We start from the raw sequence: 26673 nt of genomic DNA, 5'->3' as shown, positions 1-26673 counted from the left end.
GAATGGCAACACTACTGCAAAAATCAAAGGTTACGAAGCTCGCTGGTCTTTCCGTGGTTTTATTACTGGCAGCCTGCTCCGGCGATCAGAACTATAAGCGCCAGGTCAGCGGCGATACTTCGTACCTGGATGCGCCGCAGTTACAGGCGCTGAATGTTCCTCAGGGGATGATCCTGCCGTTACAGAGCGGCCAGTATGATATTCCTCAGGTTAAGCAGGATGGTGCGACCGGTCTGGCGCTGGACATCCGTCCGCCGGTACAGACTGTCAGCCTGTTAGCAGGTTCCCGTACTGAAACAGCAGGAGACGCAAGCCGTCTTCTGCTGGAGAATTCAGCGGAAAACAGAACGCTGTGGGCTCAGATCAACCGCGTTCTGGCCGATCGCTCAGTGCCGGTCAGCCAGCGTGATGAAGCCGGTGGCGTGATTGTCACTGACTGGATTGTCTGGCAGCGTGCGGATGAAGACCTGCCGTTACAGTCCCGCCAGCGCATCAAAATTGAACCGGCCGGTTCACAGGTGGCAGTTGTTGTGACCAGTGAAGGTCTGAAACAGGGTGAAAACCCGGTGACAGATAAAACAGAAATTACCCGTTATAACAACCTGACACTCAACGAGCTGGTGGACGGCCTTGACCGTATGCGTAATGCCGCACGTCAGGAAACCAATGCGTCACAGTATGCGGCTCCGGACGTTCAGAGCGGCAGTGATAAAACCGGTCTGCCGCAGATTATTGTCCGCGCGCCGTTTGATGTGGTCTGGTCCCGTCTGCCGGTTGTGCTGGAAAGCGTCGGCATGAAAGTGGGTGACCGCACCCGTTCGACCGGGAATATTGAAGTGACATACAAAGGGCTGAGTTCTGCAGAGTGGAGCAGCCTGGGTATGGATGATCCGTCAGTGGCCGAAGGTGATTACACCTTACAGGTCGGTGACCTGGATAACCGCAGCAGCCTCCAGTTTATCAGTGCCAAAGGGAAACCGCTGACACAGAAAGAAAATGATGAAATGGTGAAAGCGCTGGAAGCGGCATTCAGCAAATCATCTGTAAAATAATATATTCACGCAACATATAAATGCGTAAATATAATTATCGGTACCGGTCATTGTTAATGGCCGGTATTTTTTTATATCGTTATTATTTTGTAATAAATTGATACACAACCTAATCATTTTTAAGATAAATTTTTATTTCTCTGTCTTACATATCGCATTATTAGCCACGTTTATGCCAGGCTCTCCGGTTATATTTAAAAACTTATAATTATTTTTTCGCTATATTCAGCCGCATTGTCTGCTGAATATCAGGCTACCCGGAATTGACAGGGCTGACATGGATTTATCTTCGGACTCTTCACGACCTTTACTGAGCATTGTTGTTGCCGTCTATAACGGGGAAAAATTTCTTCCTCAGTTTTTTGACTGCCTGCTGAAACAAACACTTCCTGCCTGGGAGCTGATCCTCGTTAATGACGGTTCCAAAGATAATACGGATGCTGTGCTGCGTGAATGGCAGGACAAATTCCCGTCTGTCACTATTCTGGAACAGGCAAATCAGGGCGTTTCTGTGGCGCGGAATACCGGTTTTGCCGTGGCAAAAGGGCAATACATCACGTTTCCGGACATTGATGATGTGATTCACCCGCAAATGTACGGCCGCCTGCTGGAAATTGCGCTTGCCGGAAAACTGGATGTGGCAACCTGCAATGGTACCTATGTTTATGAAGACGGGCGTGAACCACGGCCGATTTTCCCGCCTGATCGTCTGCGTTCCACCGGCGTTCTTTCCGGGCCGGACTGGCTGAAACGGGCACTCAACTCCCGTAAGTTCCTGCATGTGACCTGGCTGAACCTGTACCGCACTGATTTTCTGCGTGAGCAGGGCTATTATTTTGAGCCGGGGCTGCACCACCAGGATATTCCGTGGACAACCGAACTGCTGATGACCGCAGCGCGGGTGGAATATATTGATGAACGTTATTACGATTATCTGATCCATTCCGAATCGGTATCGCATACGCCGCCTGATGACAAAATCCGCGTACGTACAGTCCATAATTACATGAAAATTCTGGAAATGCTGAATGATATCAATCAGCGCCATGCGGATGTCGCGAAGCAGATCCCTGCCTGTCACTGGCAGATTTCCAAAGAAGGGCTGGGGATCCTGCATACCATCAGTGAGATAGAATCTCCGGAGGTGAAACAGGAGATTGTGCGTGAACTGTTTGATCGCGGGATCTGGTCACTCATCTGGGATAACGCCAAAGATTTGCGGCTGCGCTGGCGGCTGGCACGCCGTTATCCGCGTCTGAAAGCGATTCTGAAAGACGCCGCGGAGAATACAGCAACACCGGCCTGACGGCCGGTGTTTTTACATCGGTTACATCCGGACTTTGCGCGACAGCAGCGCGACCAGCAACAGCAGCGCGACCACGGCCAGCAGTGCAGCGGGCAGGGTGAAGCGGTAAGCAATCAGCCCGACAGACGCCGGTCCTGCCAGAATACCGAGATAACCCAGAGTGGTTACCGCCGGGACGGCAACGGCCTGCGGCATACTGGTCTGGCGGCCGATAGCGGAAAACATCACCGGTACCACGTTGGCACATCCCAGGCCGATCAGCCCGTAACCGGTGAGCGCCAGAAGCCAGTTGTCACTCAGCACACTCAGCAGAAGACCACCGGCAGCCAGCAGGGCGCCCCACAGCACCACCTGCGGCCGTCCGAGTACCGCAACAATTTTGTCGCCGGTCAGCCGCCCGAGGGACATCAGCACCGCGAAGCAGGCAAAACCCAACCCGCCCATGCTTTCCGGCACATGACGATACTCTGTCAGGAAAACCGCACTCCAGTCCAGCACACTGCCTTCGGCCAGAAAGGTGGCGAAGCAGATAATCCCTATCAGTAATACCGCACCGCGCGGCACAGCAAATGCAGGGCCTTCTGACGGCCAGGCGTAATCCAGCATGCCTTTATAACTGAGAGCCAGCAGCAGAAGGCAAATCACCGTTACGGCACCGGCCGCCTGTAATGCGTCCATCCCGGCCAGCATAAAGCCGCTCATGGCACCCGCACCGGCAATGCCGCCGACACTGTAGAACCCGTGAAAGCCGGACATCATTGGTTTTGGTGCCGCTTTCTCAACAATAATGGCCTGAATATTCATGGCACAGTCGGTAATGCCGATCCCCATACCGAAAATAATCAGCGTCAGAGCCAGTAACCCGGTGTGATTAATGACCGCCAGCAGTGGCAGGGCTGCACTAAGCAGGAGAACGGAAACAGTCATCACCCGGCGGCAGCCGAAACGGGTGGTCAGTACACCGGTCAGCGGCATGGCGACCAGCGCACCGCCGCCGAGACAGAGCAGTAATAACCCGAGAACCCCGTCATTCACGCCGGTGTTCAGTTTGGCAAACGGCACCAGTGCTGCCCAGGCCGCGGAGGCAAAACCGGCGACAAAAAAGAGCGCGCGGGTGGCTATCTGTTCCCGTTCCGCCGGTACGGCGGGCGGTGTTACTGTAATTACATCACTCATTCACAACAACCTTTGTAATACGAATTTATAATCATAATCATTATACGATTATTAAATATTTTTGTTCAGAATAGTCAGCACCTGCTGATGGAGACGCGGACAACCACTGGCGAGAACAGCTCCGCCCTGTATGGCCGGTCCGCCGTCAAGGGTTGTCACGCAACCACCGGCCTGCTCAATGATCGGGATAAATGCAGCGATATCATATGGCTGAAGGGCGTAATCAAAGCACAGGTCGATTTTACCTGCCGCTACCATCGCCATGGCATAGCACTCGCCGCCGAAACGGGTCATTAAGACCTTTTCCATCAGGTCGGTCAGCCGGATTTCCGGGAAACGGGGCATCGGCTCCGGTGAATTGGTGTGCAGAATGGCATTGGCCAGGGTGATGTTTTTGCGGGTTTTCATCACATATGTCCCGTGCGGGCTGCTGTGCCAGCTGCGTTCACCGTCTGCCCAGAAACGCTCGCCGGTGCAGGGCTGGCTCATCATTCCCATAACAGGTGTTCCGCGACAGGTTAATCCGACCAGTGTTCCCCAGACCGGCAACCCGAGCATAAACGGGCGGGTGCCGTCCACCGGATCAAGGATCCACTGATAATCCCCTTCGCCGGTCAGACCGAACTCCTCACCTAAAATACTGTGCTGCGGATATGCTGCGCTGATCATTTCCCGCAGTGCGATTTCAGCCTGCCGGTCTGCATCCGTTACCGGATCAAAACTGACACCTTCTTTGATTTTGGTATCGACGGACAGTGTATGCCCGGGTAAAAAACGCGGTAACGTCTCTTGTGCTGCGCGGTTGGCTAACTGATGAAAAAATGCGATATCCGGATGATGTGTGTTCACAGAATGACCTCAGCAGTGACAGGGTTTTGATTGACCCGCAGGGGATGCCCGTTTATGATGCTTTATGCAATTTACAGGAGAAATATATGCTCGATTATGCAGCTTTTCCGGAACAACGGCAAGCCCTGATCCGACAGTTATTACACAGTGACGGCCGGGTACAGTGCAGCACACTGGTTGATCAGCTTGGTGTATCAGAGCACACCATCCGCCGTGATTTGCAGGTTCTGGCGGATGAAGGGCTCTGTAAACGGGTGTACGGCGGTGCGGTCAGTGTACTGGGCGATGTGGCGGATTTTCAGCAGCGGATCGGGCAGAACAGTGCAGAAAAAGAAAAAATTGCGCTCGGTTGTGCAGGATTGATCCGCAATCACAGCACGATCTTTCTGGACGGGGGGAGTCAGAACCTGTTGCTGGCACAGCACATGCCGAAAGATTTTTCCCTGACCGTGATAACACATAGTCCGCTTATTGCAGCCGCACTGAGTGACTACCCGCATTTTGAGCTGATTGTGCTGGGCGGAAAGCTGCACCGCGCTTCCGGCACCTGCATCGGGGCACAGGCACTGGAGCAGCTGTCTTATCTGAATATTGACCTCTGTTTTCCCGGCGGATGCGCACTGGATGCGGACAGTGGTCTGACGGTCACCGGATTTGAGGAAGCCGCTTTCAAACGGGCACTGATAAGACAGAGCAGTCTGACCGTGGCCGGTGTGACCGGTGACAAACTCAGCCGTATTGCACCTTACCGCGTGGCGGCATGTGAGGAACTGGATCATGTGGTGCTCACTCTGAAGGTTCCGCAATCTGCCCGTGACCTGCTGACAGCCCGGGGTTTATCCCTCATTATGGTGTAAACACACTTCTGCCGGACAACACTCTCTTTCCGGGTCTGTATCTTTTCTTACGCAAACGATTGCTTATTGCCTCGTTCTGAGGGAGAATATTGTCCGTCAGGCGATACGCCTATTATTAATCCTGTCTGGAGAGTGCAAGATGCAAAAACATGCTGAACTGTATCGTGGGAAAGCCAAAACGGTTTACACCACGGATAATCCCGATCTGCTGATTCTGGAATTTCGTAATGATACATCAGCACTGGATGGTGAGCGCATCGAGCAGTTTGACCGCAAGGGCATGGTCAATAATAAATTCAACCACTTTATCATGGGTAAACTGGAAGCTGCCGGTATCCCGACGCAGATGGAACGCCTGTTATCTGATACCGAAATTCTGGTGAAAAAACTGGATATGGTGCCGGTCGAGTGCGTCATCCGCAACCGCGCTGCCGGTTCACTGGTGAAACGTCTGGGCGTGGAAGAGGGTATGGTGCTGAATCCGCCAATCTTCGATCTGTTCCTGAAAAATGACGCCAAACATGACCCGATGATCAATGAATCCTACTGCGAAACCTTCGGCTGGGTCAGCCGGGAAAATCTTGCGGAAATGAAGCGCCTGAGCTACATCGCCAATGACGTATTATCCCGTCTGTTTGATGACGCCGGTCTGATCCTGGTGGATTTCAAACTGGAATTCGGTCTGTATAAAGGTCAGGTAGTGCTCGGCGATGAATTTTCACCGGACGGCAGCCGTCTGTGGGATAAAGAAACTCTGGATAAAATGGATAAAGACCGTTTCCGTCAGAGCCTCGGCGGCCTGATTGAAGCCTATGAGGAAGTGGCACGCCGTCTGGGTGTGAAACTGGATTAATCATTCATCTCCTGAATTCATGGCCGGTGATAACAGAACCCGCGTATCACCGGCATTAAGCTGATTTATCACTCCCCTGAAAGAAAGAAGCATTTTTCCTCACTTCATTTTCTCTGTACTATGTAGTTATCCGACTATTATCCGATAAGCAGAGAATCATCATGCGTTGGCAAGGGCGTCGCCAGAGCGACAATATTGAAGACCGCCGCAGTGCGGGGGGCAGAATTCCGGGCGGATCCGCAGGCGGGCCGCGTATTCCGCTGCCGCGCGGCAAAGCCGGACTGGTTGTGGTCGTTATCGTGGTCGTGGCCGGTTTTTACGGCATTGACCTGACCGGCCTGGTTACCGGTGATCCGGTTAATATCGGGCAGACCACCTCACAGCAGCGTCCGGCACAGAACAGTGCACAGGAGCAGAAACAGGCGGAATTTACCGGCGTGATGCTGGCGGAAACCGAAGCGGTCTGGGGACAAAAATTCGCACAGATGAACCGGCAGTACCGCGAGCCGAAACTGGTGCTGTACCGGGGCGCAACACCGACCGGTTGCGGTGCAGGGCAGGCTGTGATGGGGCCGTTTTATTGTCCGGCAGATCAGAAAGTCTATATCGACCTCTCTTTCTACGATGACATGCGCACTAAATTAGGGGCGGGCGGGGATTTCGCGCAGGGCTATGTGGTCGCTCATGAAGTGGGGCACCATGTTCAGCATCTGCTCGGTATCGATCGTCAGGTACGCGAGCGCCAGCAGCGCAGCAGTCAGAAAGAGGCAAACCGCCTGTCAGTGAAAATGGAATTACAGGCTGACTGTTTTGCCGGGATCTGGGGCCATGAGATGGAAAAAGCCGGGATCCTCGAAAACGGTGATCTGGAAAATGCTCTGAATGCGGCGCAGGCCATCGGCGATGACCGTCTGCAAAAACAGAGTCAGGGACGGGTTATTCCGGACAGCTTCACACACGGAACATCCGCACAGCGTTATGAGTGGTTCAAACGCGGTTTTGACAGCGGTAATATTGCGCAATGTGACACATTTTCCGCACTGAAATAAGCCTTTCTGCCGGTTTTTCCTGCAAAACCGGCAGAGTTTGATTATCATCGTATAACGGCATACTATTGGCGGCTTTCATTCCCCCCGACACGCAGGATCTGATATGAGTAATATTGACCCGACCCTGATTATCCTCCTGGTCTTAGCCGGGCTCGGGCTTATCAGTAATAACATGACGGTAACCCTGGCTATTCTTTTTCTGCTGGCTGTGCGCATCACGCCGCTCAACGGCTATTTCCCGTTTGTGGAAAAATATGGCCTCAAGCTGGGGATCCTCATTCTGACCGTCGGTGTGATGGCACCGATTGCCAGCGGTAAAATCAGTGCCAATGATGTTTTAAGCTCCTTTCTGAACTGGAAATCCCTGCTGGCGATAGTGATCGGCATACTGGTGTCCTGGCTGGGCAGCCGGGGCGTTACACTGATGAGTAACCAGCCGTCCACGGTTGCTGGTTTGCTGGTGGGTACCATTATCGGTGTCGCGCTGTTCAGAGGGGTGCCGGTCGGGCCGCTGATTGCGGCGGGGATCCTGTCGCTGCTTGTCGGTAAGATGTAGCGGTTCTCATGTTACCTGCACTGTTTCACGCCTGCACAGAACAGCTCCGTATACAGGGTATCCGCCGTCTGTGGGTACTGAGCGGCAGTGATGACTGGTGTGAATCCCGGTTACAGGAAATCAGAGACGCGGCGCCCGGCGACTGGCCGGTCATTTCCGCTCAGCTGCCCGGCGGTATCGCGGCGGAAAAAGCCCGTTTGTTGCTGGGACAGGAGTTCCGTCACGGCGTGTTTGATGCCCGGCGCGGGCTGCACAGTGAAGCACTGGCTATGCTGGCCGGCACATTACAGGCGGGCAGTTGGCTGATCCTGCTGCTGCCGCCGGAATCACAATGGCAGACCCGGCCGGATGAGGACAGCCTGCGCTGGAATGACGGCGGACAGATGATCCCCGCGCCGCATTTTATGCGCCACTTCGCCCGTACACTTATTCATCCCGCTCATCTCTGCCGGTATGAAAACAGGCCATTTGACATGACTCTGCTGCCGCCGCAAAACGCGTGGCAGCCGCCGGATGGCACACCGACCCCTGCGCAGCAGCAGATACTGGCACAGCTCCGCCGTGCGGAAAGCGGCATTTTCTGTCTGACCGCGGCCAGAGGACGGGGCAAATCCGCCGTGGCCGGTCTGTTCCTGGCAGAATCGCCGGGCCGTCATTTATTATGTGCCCCGGCAAAAGCCACGGTCACGGTGATACAGCGCTATCTTCATGATTCACAACAAACGGAATTTATCGCCCCGGATAATTTACTGACACTGGCGGAAACGGCGGATGTCAGCACATACGGCTGGCTGGTGATCGACGAAGCGGCGATGATCCCGTTGCCGCTGCTCGCGCGTTTTACGGCGGTATTTCCCCGTGTGCTGCTGCTGACCACTGTTCAGGGTTATGAAGGCACAGGGCGGGGATTTTTACTGAAATTTTGTCACTCACTGCCGCAGTTTACCGCACTGACGCTGACGCAGCCGGTACGCTGGGCGGAGCATGACCCGGCGGAAACCTGGCTCGATAAGGCACTGTTGCTCACCGAGCCGGCGGAAAAAATCATACCGGCGGGGGAGTGTGAATATCAGTCCGTAACACAGCAGGCGTTATGTGATGATCCGGATTTATTGTCCGGGTTTTACGGCCTGCTGACGGCAGCGCATTACCGGACATCCCCGCTGGATCTGCGGCGGCTGGCCGATGCGCCCGGACAGCATTTCGCGCAGTTCCGCCACCGGCAGCAGGTGACTGCGGCGCTCTGGCTGACCGACGAGGGTGGGTTACCGGCAGCACTGACACTGTCTGTCTGGGCGGGCACGCGGCGGCCGCGCGGAAATCTGCTGGCACAATCGCTGGCGGCACACAGTTATTTCCCGCAGGCGGCACAACTGCGTTCACGCCGTATCAGCCGTATTGCCGTACATGCAGGCTACCGGCGCAATGCGCTGGGACGTCAGTTATTACAGCGGGCGGCTGACGCGGCAAAAAACAGCGGTATGGATTATCTGTCCGTCAGTTTCGGCTATACCCCGGAACTGGCTGCGTTCTGGACATCCTGCGGCTTTCGTTTTGCCCGAATGGGGACACACCCGGAAGCGGGCAGCGGATGTTATACCGCAATGCTGCTGCTGCCGCTGACGCGGGCCGGACAGGCACTGGCGGATGACGCAGAACAGCAGTTTGCCCGGGATTGCACTGTTTTTTCTCAGATATGGGGATTTTCACCGGTACCGCCGGAGCAGGCGGAATCACTCAATGAATGGGAATGGCGGATGCTGGCCGGGTTTGCGTATGCCGCTAAACCACAGGCGGTGGCAGATCCTGCATTGGTACTCCTGCAAAGGGAATACCCGGCACAGACAGCGGAATTGTCACAGTTGCTGTCCGGTAAACCAGAGATACTGAAAGCTCGCCATATCAGCGGAAAAAAGGCATTACTTAGTGTGCTGAGACAGGAAACAGCAGTGATACTGCAGATACTGCGCCCGCAGTGGGCGCAGCAGACAGCAGAAGAGATCAGGACTTTTTAGATTTATTATCCGGCCAGTCATCCTCATCATCCCACTGTGCGTTATTATCACGGTGAGGCGGCAGTTCCCTGCGGTTCTGCAGATATTTTTTGTGATCCACGCGTTTGAGATCTTTAATGGCGTTCAGGATCACGCCGACAAACAGCACCAGGATGACCCACCAGTAGTCTGCTAACCAATGCATTGTTGTTACCTTTTTTTGTCTTTATTTATCAATAAATCAGAATGGATAAGTCACTATCATTCAAAATGAGTTTAAAACCATTACCCAACGGGTTGTCTCCCCGGTTAACTGAGGTGTCTTCCCCGGCTTTCACGAACTATCCGGAAACGGTTGTGGTCGTTAATTCTTTCCTGAAAGATGAAGCTATAAGGTTATCACATCCGCCATACACGGAATAACATTTCTTAATCACATCTTCCGGGGACATGCCAGGATATTCAGGCGGATATCGCCACCCTTGCCGCATATCGGGCAAGGCATAAAAATAGCACAGCGATGCACGCCACGTCAGAACCGTACGCAGCGCGACACGGTTTGGTTATCATGTTGTTTACCTGCAGATATACCTGAAAAATAACAGGTACATTGAAATTTTATTGATGCTGATTAAAATATATTTAGCGATAACAATGAGGAGTAATTTATGGAAGCTTTTGCTTTATTACCTTTGATTACAGCAACCATTCCCGGCGGTATCTTTTTTCTTCCTGTCACATTTATGTTTATTTCCGTCTGACGGACACTAAGGCAGTTATGTTCCAACTGCCTTTTCCATAAATTAATGGCGTATAATTTCACTACGGAACAATGCCCGCACCCCGGACCGGGGTAATGCTTTCTGTGCATATTCAGGAATGCCATCATACAGTTTTTGCCGGTATGTTTTCAGCACATCGGTGATACGCTTTACCTGGTTATATTTCAGGTAATTATATATTACCAACCCGCTCAGGTGGTTTTTAAATGGGTTTATTTATCAATACATTGAATCTTAAATATGACTTTTTTCATCCTGTATGACTAATGCACTATTGTTACCGCTCTTATTTATTAACATCCGGGTTAAAAGCCGATACCTGTACCGATTCCCACAGAAGCGCCTTCAGAACCTCCGGATGCACCGACACCAACCCCGGCACAGCCTGAAAGAAGAATAACGGCAATAAAGCAGAATATTTTCAGCATATGACCTCTGCACATAAACAGTCTGAATAGTTCGGATAGTATACCGGAAATAAAAAAAAAGCTCTCTGCATCCGCGGAGAGCTGAAAAAAAGCAAAATAACCAATTGGTACCACGCGGCAGACAATAACAGCACTGAGTTAAACGGAACTGTAACGGACTAACAAACTGCCAGCATGTTATCGCGTTGTTTACTCTCAACCGGCCCCGCCAGGGGTATTACACTGACCTTTTATGATGGGGTTATCTGGTCTTACCTCTATCTTTCTGCTTTATATCAGAAATAATAATTCTGCCGGTCTGATAATCAGGAACAGGGCCATAAAGCCGCAGTTTGATCTTTATTTTCCGCTGTAATAGAGTCCGGAATATCGGAATTTTTCACTGTTCTGTTAATTTATATTTACGATGTTTATCATTGTTATTTAAGTGAAAATTATCGTCAGACAGATAAAGTGGTCAGCATGCTTTTTCCATTCGCCGGTATATCCGGTATCAGCAGAATAATGATTTCACAGGAGCATTACGATGGGAAAAACAATCCGTCAGGTGACATTTGAATTACTCCGGCAACTGAATATCACGACTGTTTTTGGTAATCCCGGCTCGACAGAAGAAACTTTCCTGAAAAACTTTCCGGCAGATTTCCGTTATATCCAGACACTGCATGAATCGTCTGCGGTCGCCGCTGCGGATGGTTATGCGCAATCCACCCGTAATGTTGCACTGGTCAATGTGCATACCTCCGCCGGGCTGAGTAACGCGATGAGTAATATTCTTACCGCGTATATGAACCGCACGCCGCTGATTATTACCGCCGGTAACCAGACCCGCGACATGCTGCTGATAGAGCCGTGGCTGACCAATATTAAGCCGGAAACACTGCCGGAGCCGTGGGTGAAATGGAGTTATCAGCCGGTGAGGGCGGAAGATGTTCCGGCGGCCTTTATGCGGGCGTATGCGATGGCACTGCAACCGCCGGCAGGCCCGGTATTTTTATCGATCCCGCTGGATGACTGGGATAAACCGGCTGAAGCGGATGCGGCGGTTGTCCGCAGCGTGTCTCACCGTATCAGTGCCGACCCGGTGCGGATGCGGGAGTTTGCGCAGAGTGTGTCAGGGGCGAAAAATCCGGTACTGATTTACGGCTCATCCCTTGCGCGGGGGGAGGGCTGGGAGGCAGGGATCCGGCTGGCGGAAAAACTGAATATCCCGGTGTATTCGGCACCAGCTTCCGAGCGCCCGCCGTTCCCGGAATCTCATCCGCTGTATGCAGGCGGCCTGCCGTTTGCCATGAAACCACTCTCGGACAAACTCGCCGGGCATGATGTGGCGCTGATCATCGGTGCGCCGGTCTTCCGCTATTACCCGTATGTGGCCGGTGACTATATCCCGCCGGGACTCCGGTTGCTGCATATCACGGATGATCCGCAGGAAGCCGGTCGGGCGCCGGTCGGAGACAGCCTGTTATGTGATGCGGTACTGGCGGTTGAGCAGTTAACTGAGCTGGTGAGTGCACGACCGGCACTGGCAACTGCCGTCAGTAAACAACCGCACGGTATGGCGCCGCATCCCGCCGCGCCGGAAGCTGCGTCAGACGGGCTACTGAGTGCTTCACAGCTGTTCCGCGCGGTCAGAAGTGCGATGCCGGAAGAAACGATTCTGACCGAGGAATCCCCCTCTAACCTCGGCGAACTGCATGCTGCCTGGCCGGTGGATAAACCGGACTCATTTTACACCTTTGCCAGCGGTTCACTCGGCTGGACATTACCGGCCAGCGCCGGGATTGCCCTCGGTGAACGGGACAGCGGGCGTAACCGGCCGGTGGCGGCGATTATCGGTGACGGCTCCATGCAGTACTCTGTGCAGGGATTATGGACTGCCGCACAGCATCAGTTACCGATCCTGTTTGTCATTCCGGAAAACAGGCAGTACGGCATTCTGAAATCTTTCGCGGTGCTGGAAGATACGCCGGGGGTGCCGGGTCTGGATATTCCGGGGCTGGATATTGCGGCTCTTGCCACCGGTTACGGCTGTACAGCGGTCCGGGCAGAAACAGAGGCTGAGGTAATTGCGGCCTGCAAAGCGGCATTACAGCGCAAGGGGCCGACAGTGCTCGTTGTGCCGATCCGGCCGTCAGTACCGCCACTGATGTGATATCAGTATCAATCATTTGATTTTCTGCCGGTAATAATACTGACAGCAACCTGAGCGGCTCTCTGTGCGGAACAGAGAGCCGTTTTGTCAGCGGATTATCATTTGTGATCACAAGCCGGTTGAATAAGGTGTTACACAACGATAACATTGAGTTGCATTCTCATTACCGGAGACTCAGGACGTGAAGCCGTTCACCCGCATACTGCTGCTGTTATCAGGCTGGATTGCCGTCATACTGGCAACCCTCGGGGTTGTGCTGCCGGTATTGCCGACGACGCCGTTCCTGCTGCTGGCTGCGTGGTGTTTCTCCCGTTCATCTCCCCGGTTCCATCACTGGCTGCTGTACCGTTCCTGGTTCGGCGGGTATATCCGCCACTGGCAGACACACAAAGGCCTGCCGCGCAAGGCAAAACGGCGTGCAGTAATCGTGATCCTGCTGACGTTTGCGGTGTCGCTCTGGCTGGTGAAACTGATTTATATCCGGCTGTTACTGCTGTGTATTCTGGTCTGGCTGCTGATCTTTATGCTGCGCCTGCCGGAAACAGATGAAATGACGCCGGAGAATACCCCGGCGTCAGAGGAGAAATCACCGGATTAATCGCTTTCCGGTAATGTGACATATTGCTGATAAATTGCGTCAAGATTAGCCAGTAACCATGTTTTACCGGCGATGTCCTGTGTTTTCAGTACTCTTTCAAGCGTTTCCGGGGTGTAAAGCTGCTCCGCTTCATAAGAGAGCGGCCAGTAGCTGATATGCCACGGTTCATAAGCCACACCACCGGTCTGACGCTGTGTGAACGGCAGATAAAAATCAAACTGTGCCATATTATCCGCCAGCCAGGCGGAAAGGGCGGCAAAATAGCCGCCTTCCTCGTATTCCCGGGGCTCAAGCTGAAGAGCAATATCAGCAGGCAGACGGAACGGATCGTAATAATCGACCTCTGTTCCCCAGTGATGACGGCTGGCACCCGGAATGGCAGACCAGCGCAGAATCGCCTGACAGCGCTCCGCCTCTGACAGCCCTGAGACATCCAGCGGGCGGTTTTCTGCGTCATTCACAGTGCGGACCCCGGCAAATTTTTCATTCCAGATAATCTGCTGACGGGAAAAATCGCGGAAGGAGCTGGCGGGCATCAGTTTAAATCCGGCGGTTGCCGCCGCTTTCTGCATGGCAAGAAACGCTTTGGTGGCATTAAATTGCAGGTGATGATTACCGGCAAAATTAATGACATGATCACGGGTCTGCCCGGTCAGCATTTCAAAGGTCATCATAGCAGTATCTGCTCCATAATCCGTTGATAGATACGGCTGAGTTGCTGCAAATCAGCGGCGCTGACGCATTCATTCACTTTATGAATGGTGGCGTTGATCGGACCCAGCTCCACAACCTGTGTGCCCATCCGCGCAATAAAGCGTCCGTCAGAGGTTCCGCCGCTGGTGGAGAGCTGTGGTGTCAGATTACAGTACTGACCGATAGCACGGCAGACTGCACCGGTCAGCAGGCCTTCCGGGGTCAGGAACGGGTGTCCGGACAATGACCAGTGAATGGTGTGTTTCAGCTGATGTTTTTCCAGCAGCGCGGCAATCCGCGCTTTCAGTGATTCAGCGGTGGATTCGGTGCTGAAACGGAAATTGAACTGAATAAACAGATCACCGGGAATGATGTTGTTACTGCCGGTACCGGCACGGATATTGGCTATCTGCATGCTGGTCGGCGGGAAAAACTGATTGCCGTTGTCCCAGTGTTCAGCCACCAGCTCCTGTATAAACGGCGCGGCGCGGTGAACCGGGTTATCAGCCAGATGCGGATAGGCGACATGGCCCTGGGTGCCGTGAATCGTCAGGTTTGCGGTAACGGAACCCCGGCGGCCGTTTTTAATCATATCCCCTAATTGGGACTGGCTTGACGGCTCACCGACCAGGCAATATTCCACCTTTTCATGGCGCGCCATCAGCGTTTCCACCACTTTCACGGTGCCGTTGACGGCTGACGCTTCTTCATCTGAAGTGATAAGAAAAGCAAGGCGTCCCGGATAGTCCGGATAACGTTCAGTAAAACGCTCGGCAGCAACAATCATGGCTGCCAGCGAACCTTTCATATCGGCAGCACCGCGCCCGTACAGCATGCCGTCAATCAGTGCCGGTTCAAACGGCGGGGTGCGCCAGTGGCTGAGGTCACCCGGGGGAACCACATCGGTGTGACCGGCAAAGGCCAGCGTTGTGCCGTTGCCGCCCCGGTATGCCCAGAAATTCTGTGTGTCGCCGAAAGGCATGTGTTCGACGGTAAACCCGGCGGCAATCAGGCGTTCAGCCATCAGTGCCTGGCAGCCTTTATCATCCGGGCTGACCGATTCCCGGCTGATAAGCTGTTTTGCCAGTTCTGTTACAGGACAATGCATGGTGTTTCCTCTGTATCAGGCAGGAAGACTGAAGAACTGCTGATAATCATCAGCTTTAAAACCAAGGTGATAACGGCCGTCCGCAGAGACCAGCACCGGGCGTTTGATCAGCGCCGGTTTTTCTGACATCAGACGGATGGCGGACTGTGCATCTGTCACCGCATCCTGTTCTGTCTTATCTAACTGACGCCAGGTGGTGCCGCGTTTGTTGAGCAGCAGTGTCCAGTCAATATGACGGGCAAATTCACTGAGCAGTTCTGTATCCGCGCCATCCTGCCGGTAATCATGAAACTCATACGCTATCTGATGAGCATCCAGCCATGCCCGGGCTTTTTTCATCGTGTCGCAGTTTTTAATCCCGAAAATCCGGCAGACGGAGGTTGTATTTTTCATCTTTTATCCTTTGTCGTGAACACGAAAAATAGCATAATGCGGGAATTTGATGCAGTTATCCAGAATCTTACGTGCAGAGAGTATTCGATAAATGCAAAAAAGTGGGGTAGCATTACGCCATAACCATGACAAAAACATCCGGAAGATGTTGAGACAGGATCGATGAAAGAGTACTTAGCCGGAAGCACGCTGTTATTTGCCAGCTTTACCCTCGCGGGACAAACGGACGTGTATCTGAATGAACTTCAGCTCAAATTTACGGAAAACAGCGAACTGTGCCTGGATGAGCACAAATGGCCGCAGTTCAGCTCAAGTCAGTCAGAGCCATGGATGATTTCACGGCTGAATGCGCTGGCTTCCGTCGGTTTTATCAGTGCGACTATTGAATCGTCCGGTGTGGAATATCAGCTGACGGACAAAGGTAAAGAAGCCTGGCAGGCGCATGAGGATTTTTGTTACGGCGCACTGCGTATCAGTAAAATCAAGGCGATAGAGCCCCAGGGCAACGGCATCAGCACCGTGTACTTTTACTATGGTGTGACCGGTATGCCGGACTGGGCGCGTGATAAAAACATCCGTTACGCCTACAGTGAAGTGGATACGATCCTCCGGGGGATGAATAAAGAGGTGATCCAGGTGGATGTCCGCGAAAATCCGGACGGCACACTTGAACTGCTCAATTACCCGACACCGGCGAGTATCGACGAAGAAAGCGAGTAACCCCCGGACAGCCATCCCGGGGATCCCTCTCAGCGGGGCAGCCGGTATTTCAGATAGAGCAGGCTGGCGGCGAGCCGTGTGGAGACATTCAGCTTTTTCAGTATATTGCGGATATGAACTTTCACCGTTTCTTCCGAAATAAACAGCGCCCGTGCAATTTCCTTATTTTTCATCCCGCAGGCCAGTTCTTTGAGAACATCGGCTTCCCGTTGTGTCAGGTAACTGACCGGATCGTGATAGTGTTCACGTTCCTGCAAAATTTTATAAATCGCCTCACTGAAGATCTTTTTTCCTTTAAAGGCATTTTTAATCTGACTTAATAAATAATCAACATCGCAATTCTTTAATAAATAACCATCAGCTCCGGCATCAATAGCAGCGTATATATCATTCCGTTCCCGTGACTGTGAAAACACCAGGATATAACTGGATATTTTTTTGTGACGTAATTTTTTAATGAAATCAATACCGGAAAAAGCACGGACATTGATATCCAATATAATCATTCTGGGGGTATGCTGATGGATATGGCTGAACAGACCATTGTTGTCAGTAAATTCCGGCATGATGGTTAACGTATAATCCGGTTGTAAAAGCATTTTAAAACCATAGCGTAACAACGGATGGTCATCAATAACCATAATAGTGTGATGAGGCATAGAGTTCTCCCTTGCCGGGTGTACGGTATGAGATGATATTAATTAAAACGATTTAATTGATATATTAATTATTGAAATACAAAATATACCATAATCGCCAGGACAATTAATTTTTACGCAAAAGTGTTATATGTGCAAATAACAAAGTATTTAAAAATAATAATGTCCCTAATAACATGAAGCATATTATAGGGATGAAGTTCATGGTTTAAGACAGGAAGATATAATTGGCGGTATAGCCGGAGAAGGCCGCTATTATCAGATAACCAATAAGAGATATGTTGTTTTTTTCAACAGGTTCAGCACATTAACTACATGAATATTACACTTTTTTCACTATTCCGCTATTTATCAGTATACTGATTATGTAGCGCTGAATAACGTGGCCGGCGGCAGAGCTTACGCTGCCGGTCCGCCCTGACCCTGTTATTAACGCCTGTAAAGGATCCTGAAATGGACGAACAATTAAAACAAAGTGCCCTTGAGTTTCATCAGTTTCCCTCTCCCGGTAAAATTACCGTTACCCCGACCAAACCGCTGACCACCCAGCGTGATCTGGCTCTGGCTTATTCACCCGGAGTTGCGGCTCCCTGTCTCGAAATCGCGGATGATCCGCTGGCAGCTTATAAATATACCGCCAAAGGCAACCTGGTCGCGGTAATTTCCAACGGTACGGCGGTGCTCGGCCTCGGTAATATCGGGGCGCTGGCCGGTAAGCCGGTGATGGAAGGAAAAGGGGTTTTATTTAAAAAATTCTCCGGTGTGGATGTCTTTGATATTGAAGTCAATGAGACCGACCCGGACAAACTGGTGGATATTATTGCCTCTCTGGAGCCGACATTCGGCGGCATCAACCTGGAAGATATCAAAGCACCGGAATGTTTCTATATTGAAAAGAAACTGCGCGAACGCATGAAAATCCCGGTCTTCCATGATGACCAGCACGGTACCGCGATTATCAGTACTGCAGCTGTACTCAACGGACTGCGTATCGTCAATAAAGCGATCGGTGATGTCCGTCTGGTGGTCTCCGGTGCGGGAGCTGCCTCTGTTGCCTGTATGAACCTGATGGTGTTGCTGGGCCTGAAACGCGACAATATTATTGTCTGTGACTCGAAAGGGGTTATCTACAAAGGCCGTGAAGCCAATATGGCGGAAACCAAAGCGGCGTATGCTATTGATGATAACGGTATGCGGACACTGGCGGATGCGATGCCGGGCGCGGATATTTTCCTCGGCTGTTCCGGCCCGGGCGTGCTGACACCGGAGATGGTCAAAGGTATGGCGCGTGACCCGCTGATTCTGGCACTGGCCAACCCTGAGCCGGAAATCCTGCCGCCGCTGGCACTGGCCGTCCGTCCGGATGCCATCATCTGTACCGGGCGCTCGGATTATCCGAACCAGGTCAATAACGTGCTTTGCTTCCCGTTTATTTTCCGTGGTGCGCTGGATGTCGGCGCAACAGCGATTAATGAAGAGATGAAACTGGCCTGTGTGAAAGCGATTGCCGATCTGGCGCTGGCGGAGCAGAGCGAGCAGGTTGCCTCCGCTTACGGTGGTCAGGAATTATCTTTCGGCCGTGAATATATTATCCCGAAACCGTTTGATCCGCGTCTTATCCTGAAAATCGCCCCGGCTGTGGCAAAAGCGGCGATGGAAACCGGTGTGGCGACGCGCCCGATTGAGGACTTCAGTGTCTATCTGGAACACCTCAATGAGTTTGTCTACAAAACCACCCTGTTTATGAAGCCGATTTTCTCCATGGCACGTAAAGATCGCAAACGTATCGTGCTGGCCGAAGGGGAAGAGCCGCGCATGCTGCATGCGACACAGGAACTGGTCAGCATGGGGCTGGCGTATCCGATCCTGATTGGCCGCCCGGATGTGATTGAAATGCGAATCAAAAAGCTGGGACTGCAGATTGTGCCGGATCAGGATTTTGAAATCGTTAACAATGAAAGTGACCCGCGTTTTGCTGAATACTGGCAGGAATATTATCAGCTGATGAAGCGCAAGGGCGTGACTCAGGAACAGGCCCGCCGTGCCATTATCACTAACCCGACCAGTATCGGTGCCATCATGGTGCACCGTGGTGAGGCGGACGGTATGATCTGCGGGGTGGTCGGCGATTATCACGATCACTACCGGATTGTGGAAAATGTGTTTGGTTTCCACGAAGGCGTGCACACGGCGGGGGCAATGAATGCGCTCAGTCTGCCGACCGGTAACACTTTTATCGCCGATACCTATGTGCATGATGAGCCGACAGCCGAACAACTGGCGGAGATCACCCTGATGGCCGCCGCCGCGGTGCGCCGGTTCGGTATCGAGCCGAAAGTGGCGCTGTTATCCCGCTCCAGCTTCGGCTCCTGTCCGTCGCCGTCCGCAGAGAAAATGCGTGATACCCTGGCGCTGATCCGTGAACGGGAACCGTCACTGGAAATTGACGGGGAAATGCACGGTGATGCGGCGCTGGTGGAAGCTATCCGCCGTGATCTGATGCCGGACAGCCCACTGAAAGGTGCGGCAAACCTGCTGATTATGCCGAACGGGGAAGCAGCCCGTATCAGTTATAACCTGCTGCGTGTGACTACCTCGGAAGGGGTGACGGTCGGTCCTGTGCTGATGGGGATTAACAAGCCGGTGCATATTCTGACGTCTATCTCCTCTGTGAGGCGTATCGTCAACATGGTGGCACTGGCAGCGGTGGAAGCGCAGACTCAGCCTCTGTAAAAGAAAGCAGTAAATAAAGGTGATATACGCCCCGGCAACGGGGCGTTGTACAGGAAAGATATGCTGAAGATTGAAAAAGTGGATCATATTGCCGTGATTGCTTCTGACCTCACGGCCAGTCTGGCGTTTTATTGCGATGTACTGGGATTAACGGTGCTCAGTGAGCACTATCGTGCGGAACGGGATTCTTACAAGGTGGATCTGGCACTGAACGGAGAATACCTGCTGGAGCTTTTTACCTTTCCGGCAAGCCCGGTACGGGTATCACAGCCGGAAGCCTGTGGCCTGCGCCATCTGGCATTTGCAGTGCAGGATCTGACCGCATGGGAAACACACCTGAAACAATGCGGTGTCCGTTGTGACAGCATTCGCACGGATGGATTTACCGGCAAGTCATTTTTCTTCTGTTTTGACCCGGATAATCTGCCGGTGGAGTTTTATGCCCGCTGACGGATAAAAAAAAGCCAGCGCGATGGCTGGCTGAGAAACTTCGAAATACTGGAAGCAATGTGAGCAATGTCGTTTGCCAATACCTTAGTAATTTACTCAGGTACCGACAACGAGAATGATAATTTTTCCCATTTAAAAAGTAAAGTGTTTTTTTAATAAAAAACGCTGATTATCTGCACAGCAAACCAAACCGCACAAAACAGCAAAAGGTCACTTTATTAAAATTAAGTGTAAAGTTGTTTAATAATTAAAGTTATTCGGTTAAAAAGCCTTGAAATATGGCAAAATGCCCCTATTTTCTGAGGCATATGATGGGCACACTATTTAAAGGATCATACTGATATGATGCGAATTGCATTATTTTTACTCACAAACCTGGCCGTAATGGTTGTCTTCGGCATTATTCTGTCGCTGACCGGCGTTCAGAGTCAAAGTGTGACCGGACTGATGATTATGGCAGGGTTATTTGGCTTCGGCGGCGCATTTGTGTCTCTGCTGATGTCAAAATGGATGGCACTGCGCTCTGTCGGCGGGCAGGTGATCACCAATCCGTCCACTCAAACGGAGCGCTGGCTGGTGGAGACGGTACGCCGTCAGGCACAGCAGGCCGGTATCGGCATGCCGGAAGTGGCGATCTACCACGCGCCGGATATTAACGCCTTTGCAACCGGCGCACGCCGTGATGCGTCACTGGTGGCGGTCAGCTCCGGGTTACTGGAAAACATGAGCCGCGATGAGGCGGAGGCGGTTATCGCCCATGAAATCAGCCATATCGCGAATGGTGACATGGTGACCATGACGCTGTTACAGGGCGTGGTAAACACCTTTGTTATCTTTATTTCCCGTATTCTGGCACAACTGGCGGCAGGTTTTATGTCAAACAACAATGACGAAAACTCAGGCAGCCAGGGCAACCCGATGATTTATTTCGCGGTATCGATGGTACTGGAAATTGTGTTCGGTATTCTGGCCAGCATTATCACCATGTGGTTCTCACGCCGCCGTGAATTCTATGCGGATGCGGGCTCTGCAAAACTGGTGGGCCGCGAGAAGATGATCGCCGCACTGCAACGCCTGAAAACCAGTTACGAACCGCAGGAAGAGGGCAGCATGATGGCGTTTTGCATCAACGGCCGCAATAAATCATTCAGCGAACTGTTTTTATCACACCCGCCGCTGGATAAGCGTATTGAAGCACTGCGCAGCGGTGAGTTTCTGAATTAATCACTACATACTGATAAAAAGGCCGTTACGCCCAGCGTTACGGCCTTTTTTATGCCTGTCTGCGGAGCAGTAATAATGCCGAAGGTGGCATCCGAAAACATAACGTGACAGGCGGATCCGATGATTAACCCGGCGGTGTGACGTGGGGGAAGTCTGCAGGAACCATGGTGATATCAATAAAAAGCCCGTATTCATATCCTGAATACGGGCTTTCTGTTATCTGACGATAATCAGCGGCGGGATATTATCCCTGCTGTAAATCTTCGTCGTTATCGTTATTAAACAGGGTTTTGTCTGTCTGGCCCAGGATCTGACTGGTGACTGTCCCGGCAGTCATGGAACCACTGACGTTCAGGGCGGTACGGCCCATATCAATCAGCGGCTCGACAGAGATCAGCAGCGCGACCAGAGTGACCGGCAGACCCATTGCAGGCAGAACAATCAGTGCCGCGAAGGTGGCACCGCCGCCGACACCGGCAACACCGGCTGAACTGACGGTGACGATACCGACGAGTGTGGCAATCCACAGCGGGTCAAACGGGTTGATACCCATGGTCGGGGCAACCATCACCGCCAGCATGGCCGGGTAAATCCCCGCACAGCCGTTCTGACCGATGGTGGTACCGAAGGAAGCTGCGAACCCGGCAATAGAATCAGGAATACCGATACGGCGGGTTTGTGCTTCCACACTCAGCGGAATACTGGCCGCACTTGAACGGCTGGTAAAGGCGAAAGTCAGTACCGGCGCGATTTTACGGAAGAAACGCAGCGGATTGATACCGGCAGCGCCGACAATCAGGCCGTGAACGACGAACATCAGCAGGATCGCAATATAAGAAGCAACGACGAAAGTCCCTAATTTAATGATGTCCTGAATGTTTGAACCGGCAACCACTTTGGTCATCAGAGCAAATACGCCGTACGGGGTAAAGCGCATCACCAGACGCACCAGTTTCATCACCCACGCCTGCAGGATATCAATCGCGCTGAGCACTTTGGCACCGCGCTCTTCGTTGTCTTTAATCAGCTGAAGTGCAGCCACACCCATAAAGGCGGCAAAAATCACCACGCTGATGATGGAGGTCGGGTTAGCACCGGTCAGGTCAGCAAACGGGTTTTTCGGAATAAAGGACAGGATCAGCTGCGGCACGGTCAGGTCAGACACTTTGCCTGCATACTGGGATTCCAGCTGGGTCAGGCGTGCGGTTTCTTTCACACCCTGAATCAGACCATCTGCGGTTAAGCCGAAAGCGAGGGTGATCAGAATACCGATTAAGGCGGCAATTGCTGTGGTGATCAGCAGGGTGCCGATCGTCAGCACGCTGATTTTACCCAGCGATGATGCCTGATGCAGACGGGCAACCGCGCTGAGAATAGACGCGAAGACCAGCGGCATAATCACCATCTGTAACAGCTTCACATAGCCGTTACCGACGATATCAAACCACGGCAGCGCCTGTTTTACTGCGTCATGCTCCGTGCCGTAGAATGCATTCAGCCCGAGGCCGAACAGAACACCGATCACCAGACCGGTGAGTACCTTTTTGGACAGACTCCAGTCCTTATTACTGCTGAGCTTCATCAGCACCAGCAGCAGAATAACGAATATGGCGAGATTGCTGATTAATGGAAAGTTCATCCCGGTCTCCGATACCTGTTGGTATGTTGTTATAGTGTGTTGACTAAATCGCATACAGTTATGCAGATGCTAAAACTGTAAAGGATGCGTTATAGATTAACAGGAGTTTTCTGCAGTACTTATAATTAATCTGCATTATTTATAGCTATATTGTAGATCACAGTGGTTGATTTAGCCTGAATCGTCATTAAACAGATGTTTTTCTATAGCTGATGGTTATATAAAACGGATTATTTATAGCCTGGCCGATATCTGAGCCAGTATCAGTTCCCAGACATGATCCCACCAGACCTCCCAGTGAGCAGGCAGATAGAACGAGGCCACCAGTACAACCAGCGCCACACTGCGTTCCGCCCGTTTATTGGCTTTGCTGCCCAGCAGCGGGATGCAGAAACGCCAGCGTACCGGCCATAACAGCGGGATCCCGGCGGTTGTCAGCATATCTCCGGCCAGGTGGCTGAGATACCCGACAATCACGGCCTGATAAAAATCCGCCGGAACAGACCAGCTGACCGGCAGTTGTGTGCGGAACAGAATAACGCCGGTCAGAATTGCCAGCAGACTGTGGGTGAAACCCCGGTGGCCGCACAGGCGGGAGATTGGCACTGAAATAAAGCGAACCCACTGACCCAGCATGGATTTAGGATGATCGATATCCGGCAGCAGAGCACCGGCGAGGGCGCCGGGGATCAGGTGCAGCCAGTCCCCCTGACTGATATCAGGCGAAATCTGAAGCTGATGAACCATCACTACAGAAGCGACAGAGAAAAGCAGGTGACCCTCAGCTGTCATGATACCGGGTAAATACTCAGGTGTTTATTTATACAGTGTTACAGTATAAAGTCTTTTATGACGCCCGGCCAGAGGGTAAGAAAGAAAAAGGCTTATTTATTAATGAATAACTCCGGAATATTTCACTAACGGAGCAGGGCGGGATATTTCCCGCCACAAAAATAATCAGCGGACCATAGCCGCAGTCAGTTCGCTGAGCGATGACAGGCGGTAATCTGCCAGTGACCAGCGCGGGTCGGCGGCCATTTCAGCGGACGGAACCACAATGGAGCGCATGCGGGCGGCTTTACAGGCAATCATACCGTTAACGGAATCTTCCAGCGCCACGCACTGCACCGGCGGAACACCCAGTGCTTCAGCGGCATTCAGATAAACCTGCGGATGCGGCTTGCTGTAGGGCAGATCACCGGCAGACACCACCGCATCAAAATAATGGCGGATATTAAACATCTCCAGCACAGATTCCAGCATATAGAGCGGCGAGGCGGAAGCCAGAGCAATTTTCAGTCCCTGTGACTGACACAGGGAGAGCGCATGTTCCACACCGGGCAGAAGCGGACGCTCTTTTTCCACCATGGCAATTGTGGAATCAATAATCCGCTGAATGACCTCTTCTTTAGAGGGAGTCTGCCACGGCGAAACCTGATACCACAGCTCCACGACCTGGTCGATACGCAGACCCAGCAAATCGGGCAGCTTATCCCGCAGTGACATATCCAGGCCGATGCTGCTGAAAACCTGATTTTCGCTCTGAAGCCAGAATGGCTCGGAGTCAATCAGTAAACCATCCATATCAAAAACAGCGGCCTGTACCGGTAAGGTGTGGGACATAGTGTAGCTCCTGAGATCCTGCAATGAATTAAAACATTCTCTGATTGTAACAAGCCGGGGCAGAGAGTTCATTAAGTGACTTAATAATTTACGGGGTAAAAAAGTCCGGAATAATGATAATGATTTTCTCCTGATTTCTGCGCTATGATTACAGGGAAAAAATCAAATGAGGAAAGCGCATGACGCTGCAACAGGCCCGCTGGGTTGCTGTATTTAAACGGGTGGCAGGCTGGGTGGTTTTTATTCCGGCCCTGATCTCAACCATTGTTTCGTTACTGAAACTGGCTCATCAGCAGAGTACCGGCAGTGATAAAATTAATGCCGTTATCGGGGATTTTATCAATGTGGTGACGGAAATGATCCGTGTGAATACACCGTTCCTGAACACATTCTGGAATAACTCCCCTGTACCGGATAAATTACTCGGTTTTGAAGGTCACAATCTGAGTTTTTTACTGATTTATATCCTGATGTTTGTGGGGCTGGCGCTGAGTGCATCCGGTATCCGTATGTCCCGGCAGGTAAAATTTATCCGCGAGAATATTGAAGATCAGGCCATTATTGAAAATGCCAGAGAGAGCGGAAAAACACCGGCGGATTTAATCGCCAAAATACGTATTCCGAATCACACTATTTTCCGGCAAATTTTTGTGCTGTATGTGCTGCCGGTATTTATCGGCGCAATTGCGTGGTTTTTAATTAAGTTCCTTAACTGGTAAGCAAAACAGCCTGAATAAAAAATACCCCGCAGAGTCTCTGACGGGGTATTTTTTTGTCTGTAAGACAGGGATTAACCGGCGAGAATATCGTCAATAATCGTCTGCGCACTCTGATAATAACGATCGCCAAATAAATGGCTGCGGTGAAGCTGATAATAGAGCTGATAGAGCGGCTGGCGCTCTAAGAAACCACTTTCCAGCGGCCAGACCTGCTGATAGCCGTCGAGGATTTGCATCGGCAGCTCAGGGAAAAAAGAGAGCATCGCCAGATCACACTCACGATCACCCCAGTAACACGCCGGGTCAAACGCGACTGTTCCGCCGTCAGCCACCGCCGCACAGTTTGACGGCCACAGATCGCCGTGGAGCAGGGATGGCTGCGGCTGGTGGTCAGACAGCTTTTGCTGTACACGCCGGATAATGCTGTCAATATCGCCGAAGATGATACCTTTTTCTTTCGCCAGCTGTAACTGCCAGCCAATCCGTTTTTCAGCAAAGAAAGAAGCCCATTTTTTATCCCAGGCATTCGGCTGGGGATTGGTACCCAGCAGGTTATCTTCATCGAAACCGTAACGAGGCTGTTCATGCCACTGGTGCAGACGCGCCAGCTGCTGCCCGAACATATAGGCGGAATGGGAATCAAAAGGCTTCAGCGGCAGATATTCCATAATCAGGAAGCTGAACTCTTTTGTCGACCCGACACCATAAACGGCGGGGGTTGTCAGTGTACGGCTGCGGCTGAGAGCATCAAGCTGCTCCGCCTCGGTTTTGAATACCTGCAACATGTCACGCCGGTTATATTTGATAAAAACCGGATGATCGCCGTAACGGGCACTCCGGGAACGGTGGATTTCACCGCCATCGAGTTGTTTCTTGTCAGAGAACGAGTGTTCGCCGAAATGTTCACTGAGTATACGTCCTGCTGCCTGCCACATGAGCCACCTCACTAAGCCGTCTATCAGTCAGTCTATCTTACCGCCGGAAAATAAAAGAAAAAAGCGGACATCTCACACAAATTACACAGTAAGAGCAGGGAAATACAGAAAAGGACAAAAAC

26 protein-coding genes are annotated in these 26673 nt (G+C 52.0%); 14 read left to right on the top strand and 12 right to left on the bottom strand.

All coding sequences use genetic code 11. The features are described from left to right. Positions 1-2: 2 nt before the first annotated feature. On the top strand, positions 3-1052 hold the full coding sequence (bamC, locus tag X965_RS08125) for an outer membrane protein assembly factor BamC (RefSeq protein WP_004235286.1): 1050 nt from the start codon (positions 3-5) through the stop codon (positions 1050-1052). Between the two features lie 277 nt (positions 1053-1329). After that, entirely contained in the window at positions 1330-2358 is a 1029-nt protein-coding gene (locus tag X965_RS08120; RefSeq protein ID WP_036417723.1) for a glycosyltransferase, read from the top strand. Positions 2359-2379: 21 nt separating this feature from the next. Here X965_RS08120 and X965_RS08115 read toward each other — a convergent pair whose 3' ends face one another. Beyond that, positions 2380-3534, bottom strand: coding sequence for an MFS transporter (locus X965_RS08115; RefSeq protein ID WP_004235295.1), 1155 nt, complete (start codon positions 3532-3534; stop codon positions 2380-2382). A 51-nt stretch (positions 3535-3585) separates the two neighbouring features. Next, on the bottom strand, positions 3586-4383 hold the full coding sequence (locus tag X965_RS08110; RefSeq protein WP_036417721.1) for an inositol monophosphatase family protein: 798 nt from the start codon (positions 4381-4383) through the stop codon (positions 3586-3588). Between the two features lie 86 nt (positions 4384-4469). Between X965_RS08110 and X965_RS08105 the strand changes: the two genes are divergently transcribed. The 5 genes from X965_RS08105 (at position 4470) to X965_RS08085 (ending at position 9713) form a co-directional block, all read left to right on the top strand. Then, the gene (locus tag X965_RS08105) at positions 4470-5240 is read left to right on the top strand and encodes a DeoR/GlpR family DNA-binding transcription regulator (RefSeq protein WP_015422764.1); all 771 of its coding nucleotides are present in this window, start codon (positions 4470-4472) and stop codon (positions 5238-5240) included. A 139-nt stretch (positions 5241-5379) separates the two neighbouring features. Beyond that, on the top strand, positions 5380-6093 hold the full coding sequence (gene purC, locus X965_RS08100; RefSeq protein ID WP_004235306.1) for a phosphoribosylaminoimidazolesuccinocarboxamide synthase: 714 nt from the start codon (positions 5380-5382) through the stop codon (positions 6091-6093). Positions 6094-6254: 161 nt separating this feature from the next. After that, positions 6255-7142 carry a neutral zinc metallopeptidase gene (locus tag X965_RS08095; protein WP_004235308.1) on the top strand — a complete coding sequence of 296 codons (888 nt, stop codon included), beginning with the start codon at positions 6255-6257 and terminating at the stop codon, positions 7140-7142. A 103-nt stretch (positions 7143-7245) separates the two neighbouring features. Beyond that, positions 7246-7698 (top strand): DUF441 domain-containing protein, encoded by a 453-nt coding sequence (locus tag X965_RS08090; protein WP_004235310.1) that lies wholly within the window; start codon positions 7246-7248, stop codon positions 7696-7698. 8 nt (positions 7699-7706) lie between these two features. After that, positions 7707-9713: a tRNA(Met) cytidine acetyltransferase TmcA gene (locus X965_RS08085; protein WP_036417719.1), complete on the top strand. Its 2007-nt coding sequence runs from the start codon at positions 7707-7709 to the stop codon at positions 9711-9713. Here X965_RS08085 and X965_RS08080 read toward each other — a convergent pair. After that, the gene (locus tag X965_RS08080; protein ID WP_004235313.1) at positions 9700-9897 is read right to left on the bottom strand and encodes a YpfN family protein; all 198 of its coding nucleotides are present in this window, start codon (positions 9895-9897) and stop codon (positions 9700-9702) included. The genes X965_RS08085 and X965_RS08080 overlap by 14 nt on opposite strands. A gap of 882 nt (positions 9898-10779) precedes the next feature. Further along, on the bottom strand, positions 10780-10902 hold the full coding sequence (locus X965_RS19890) for a hypothetical protein (RefSeq protein WP_004239958.1): 123 nt from the start codon (positions 10900-10902) through the stop codon (positions 10780-10782). A 526-nt stretch (positions 10903-11428) separates the two neighbouring features. Between X965_RS19890 and mdlC the strand changes: the two genes are divergently transcribed. Next, entirely contained in the window at positions 11429-13057 is a 1629-nt protein-coding gene (gene mdlC, locus X965_RS08075; RefSeq protein WP_036415019.1) for a benzoylformate decarboxylase, read from the top strand. A 181-nt stretch (positions 13058-13238) separates the two neighbouring features. Beyond that, on the top strand, positions 13239-13655 hold the full coding sequence (locus X965_RS08070) for a DUF454 family protein (RefSeq protein ID WP_015422762.1): 417 nt from the start codon (positions 13239-13241) through the stop codon (positions 13653-13655). On the opposite strand, the gene X965_RS08065 is transcribed toward X965_RS08070, so the two are convergent. From X965_RS08065 to X965_RS08055, 3 genes are read right to left on the bottom strand one after another with little or no spacing between them, the layout of a single operon-like run. Further along, positions 13652-14329, bottom strand: a complete 678-nt coding sequence (locus X965_RS08065) for a M15 family metallopeptidase (protein ID WP_004239964.1) — start codon at positions 14327-14329, stop codon at positions 13652-13654. The genes X965_RS08070 and X965_RS08065 overlap by 4 nt on opposite strands. After that, entirely contained in the window at positions 14326-15456 is a 1131-nt protein-coding gene (gene dapE, locus X965_RS08060; protein ID WP_036417718.1) for a succinyl-diaminopimelate desuccinylase, read from the bottom strand. The genes X965_RS08065 and dapE overlap by 4 nt, the downstream gene beginning before the upstream one ends. Before the next feature lie 15 nt (positions 15457-15471). Continuing rightward, entirely contained in the window at positions 15472-15849 is a 378-nt protein-coding gene (locus X965_RS08055) for an ArsC family reductase (protein WP_004235323.1), read from the bottom strand. Positions 15850-16011: 162 nt separating this feature from the next. On the opposite strand from X965_RS08055, the gene X965_RS08050 reads away from it, so the two are divergent. Further along, a complete protein-coding gene (locus X965_RS08050) occupies positions 16012-16569 on the top strand; it encodes a hypothetical protein (protein ID WP_024473281.1) in 558 nt (185 codons plus the stop codon). 29 nt (positions 16570-16598) lie between these two features. On the opposite strand, the gene X965_RS08045 is transcribed toward X965_RS08050, so the two are convergent. After that, positions 16599-17228 (bottom strand): LuxR C-terminal-related transcriptional regulator, encoded by a 630-nt coding sequence (locus tag X965_RS08045; RefSeq protein ID WP_036417716.1) that lies wholly within the window; start codon positions 17226-17228, stop codon positions 16599-16601. A gap of 453 nt (positions 17229-17681) precedes the next feature. Between X965_RS08045 and maeB the strand changes: the two genes are divergently transcribed. The 3 genes from maeB (at position 17682) to htpX (ending at position 21635) form a co-directional block, all read left to right on the top strand. Beyond that, the gene (gene maeB, locus X965_RS08040) at positions 17682-19961 is read left to right on the top strand and encodes an NADP-dependent oxaloacetate-decarboxylating malate dehydrogenase (protein WP_004235329.1); all 2280 of its coding nucleotides are present in this window, start codon (positions 17682-17684) and stop codon (positions 19959-19961) included. 60 nt (positions 19962-20021) lie between these two features. After that, a complete protein-coding gene (locus X965_RS08035; protein WP_004239969.1) occupies positions 20022-20411 on the top strand; it encodes a VOC family protein in 390 nt (129 codons plus the stop codon). A 342-nt stretch (positions 20412-20753) separates the two neighbouring features. Further along, positions 20754-21635, top strand: a complete 882-nt coding sequence (gene htpX / locus X965_RS08030) for a protease HtpX (RefSeq protein WP_004235332.1) — start codon at positions 20754-20756, stop codon at positions 21633-21635. A 244-nt stretch (positions 21636-21879) separates the two neighbouring features. Here htpX and X965_RS08025 read toward each other — a convergent pair whose 3' ends face one another. From X965_RS08025 to hxpB, 3 genes are all read right to left on the bottom strand, one after another. After that, positions 21880-23274 carry an L-cystine transporter gene (locus tag X965_RS08025; protein ID WP_004235333.1) on the bottom strand — a complete coding sequence of 465 codons (1395 nt, stop codon included), beginning with the start codon at positions 23272-23274 and terminating at the stop codon, positions 21880-21882. Between the two features lie 234 nt (positions 23275-23508). Continuing rightward, positions 23509-24066 carry a metal-dependent hydrolase gene (locus tag X965_RS08020; protein ID WP_036417715.1) on the bottom strand — a complete coding sequence of 186 codons (558 nt, stop codon included), beginning with the start codon at positions 24064-24066 and terminating at the stop codon, positions 23509-23511. Positions 24067-24231: 165 nt separating this feature from the next. After that, the gene (hxpB, locus tag X965_RS08015) at positions 24232-24897 is read right to left on the bottom strand and encodes a hexitol phosphatase HxpB (RefSeq protein WP_004235335.1); all 666 of its coding nucleotides are present in this window, start codon (positions 24895-24897) and stop codon (positions 24232-24234) included. Positions 24898-25076: 179 nt separating this feature from the next. On the opposite strand from hxpB, the gene X965_RS08010 reads away from it, so the two are divergent. Beyond that, positions 25077-25616 (top strand): YniB family protein, encoded by a 540-nt coding sequence (locus X965_RS08010; protein WP_004235338.1) that lies wholly within the window; start codon positions 25077-25079, stop codon positions 25614-25616. Between the two features lie 71 nt (positions 25617-25687). Here X965_RS08010 and X965_RS08005 read toward each other — a convergent pair whose 3' ends face one another. Then, positions 25688-26551, bottom strand: coding sequence for a fructosamine kinase family protein (locus X965_RS08005; protein WP_004235340.1), 864 nt, complete (start codon positions 26549-26551; stop codon positions 25688-25690). Positions 26552-26673: the final 122 nt, after the last annotated feature.

The organism is Morganella sp. EGD-HP17 (assembly GCF_000512315.2).
GTDB lineage: Bacteria > Pseudomonadota > Gammaproteobacteria > Enterobacterales > Enterobacteriaceae > Morganella > Morganella morganii.
Note: the sequence above shows the minus strand (reverse complement) of the source record. Positions and strands in the feature narration are given on the sequence as shown.

Bases quoted from the DNA above. Each gene is read 5' to 3' on its own strand.
- X965_RS08005 (WP_004235340.1), bottom strand. From the start codon at position 26,551: ATGTGGCAGGCAGCAGGACGTATACTCAGTGAACATTTCGGCGAACAC.
- X965_RS08120 (WP_036417723.1), top strand. From the start codon at position 1,330: ATGGATTTATCTTCGGACTCTTCACGACCTTTACTGAGCATTGTTGTT.
- X965_RS08065 (WP_004239964.1), bottom strand. From the start codon at position 14,329: ATGATGACCTTTGAAATGCTGACCGGGCAGACCCGTGATCATGTCATT.
- X965_RS08035 (WP_004239969.1), top strand. From the start codon at position 20,022: ATGCTGAAGATTGAAAAAGTGGATCATATTGCCGTGATTGCTTCTGAC.
- X965_RS08105 (WP_015422764.1), top strand. From the start codon at position 4,470: ATGCTCGATTATGCAGCTTTTCCGGAACAACGGCAAGCCCTGATCCGA.
- hxpB (WP_004235335.1), bottom strand. From the start codon at position 24,897: ATGTCCCACACCTTACCGGTACAGGCCGCTGTTTTTGATATGGATGGT.
- X965_RS08115 (WP_004235295.1), bottom strand. From the start codon at position 3,534: ATGAGTGATGTAATTACAGTAACACCGCCCGCCGTACCGGCGGAACGG.
- X965_RS08095 (WP_004235308.1), top strand. From the start codon at position 6,255: ATGCGTTGGCAAGGGCGTCGCCAGAGCGACAATATTGAAGACCGCCGC.
- X965_RS08055 (WP_004235323.1), bottom strand. From the start codon at position 15,849: ATGAAAAATACAACCTCCGTCTGCCGGATTTTCGGGATTAAAAACTGC.
- X965_RS08080 (WP_004235313.1), bottom strand. From the start codon at position 9,897: ATGCATTGGTTAGCAGACTACTGGTGGGTCATCCTGGTGCTGTTTGTC.
- X965_RS08020 (WP_036417715.1), bottom strand. From the start codon at position 24,066: ATGACAGCTGAGGGTCACCTGCTTTTCTCTGTCGCTTCTGTAGTGATG.
- X965_RS19890 (WP_004239958.1), bottom strand. From the start codon at position 10,902: ATGCTGAAAATATTCTGCTTTATTGCCGTTATTCTTCTTTCAGGCTGT.
- X965_RS08045 (WP_036417716.1), bottom strand. From the start codon at position 17,228: ATGCCTCATCACACTATTATGGTTATTGATGACCATCCGTTGTTACGC.
- X965_RS08090 (WP_004235310.1), top strand. From the start codon at position 7,246: ATGAGTAATATTGACCCGACCCTGATTATCCTCCTGGTCTTAGCCGGG.
- X965_RS08010 (WP_004235338.1), top strand. From the start codon at position 25,077: ATGACGCTGCAACAGGCCCGCTGGGTTGCTGTATTTAAACGGGTGGCA.
- dapE (WP_036417718.1), bottom strand. From the start codon at position 15,456: ATGCATTGTCCTGTAACAGAACTGGCAAAACAGCTTATCAGCCGGGAA.
- purC (WP_004235306.1), top strand. From the start codon at position 5,380: ATGCAAAAACATGCTGAACTGTATCGTGGGAAAGCCAAAACGGTTTAC.
- X965_RS08025 (WP_004235333.1), bottom strand. From the start codon at position 23,274: ATGAACTTTCCATTAATCAGCAATCTCGCCATATTCGTTATTCTGCTG.
- X965_RS08050 (WP_024473281.1), top strand. From the start codon at position 16,012: ATGAAAGAGTACTTAGCCGGAAGCACGCTGTTATTTGCCAGCTTTACC.
- X965_RS08085 (WP_036417719.1), top strand. From the start codon at position 7,707: ATGTTACCTGCACTGTTTCACGCCTGCACAGAACAGCTCCGTATACAG.
- mdlC (WP_036415019.1), top strand. From the start codon at position 11,429: ATGGGAAAAACAATCCGTCAGGTGACATTTGAATTACTCCGGCAACTG.
- htpX (WP_004235332.1), top strand. From the start codon at position 20,754: ATGATGCGAATTGCATTATTTTTACTCACAAACCTGGCCGTAATGGTT.
- maeB (WP_004235329.1), top strand. From the start codon at position 17,682: ATGGACGAACAATTAAAACAAAGTGCCCTTGAGTTTCATCAGTTTCCC.
- bamC (WP_004235286.1), top strand. From the start codon at position 3: ATGGCAACACTACTGCAAAAATCAAAGGTTACGAAGCTCGCTGGTCTT.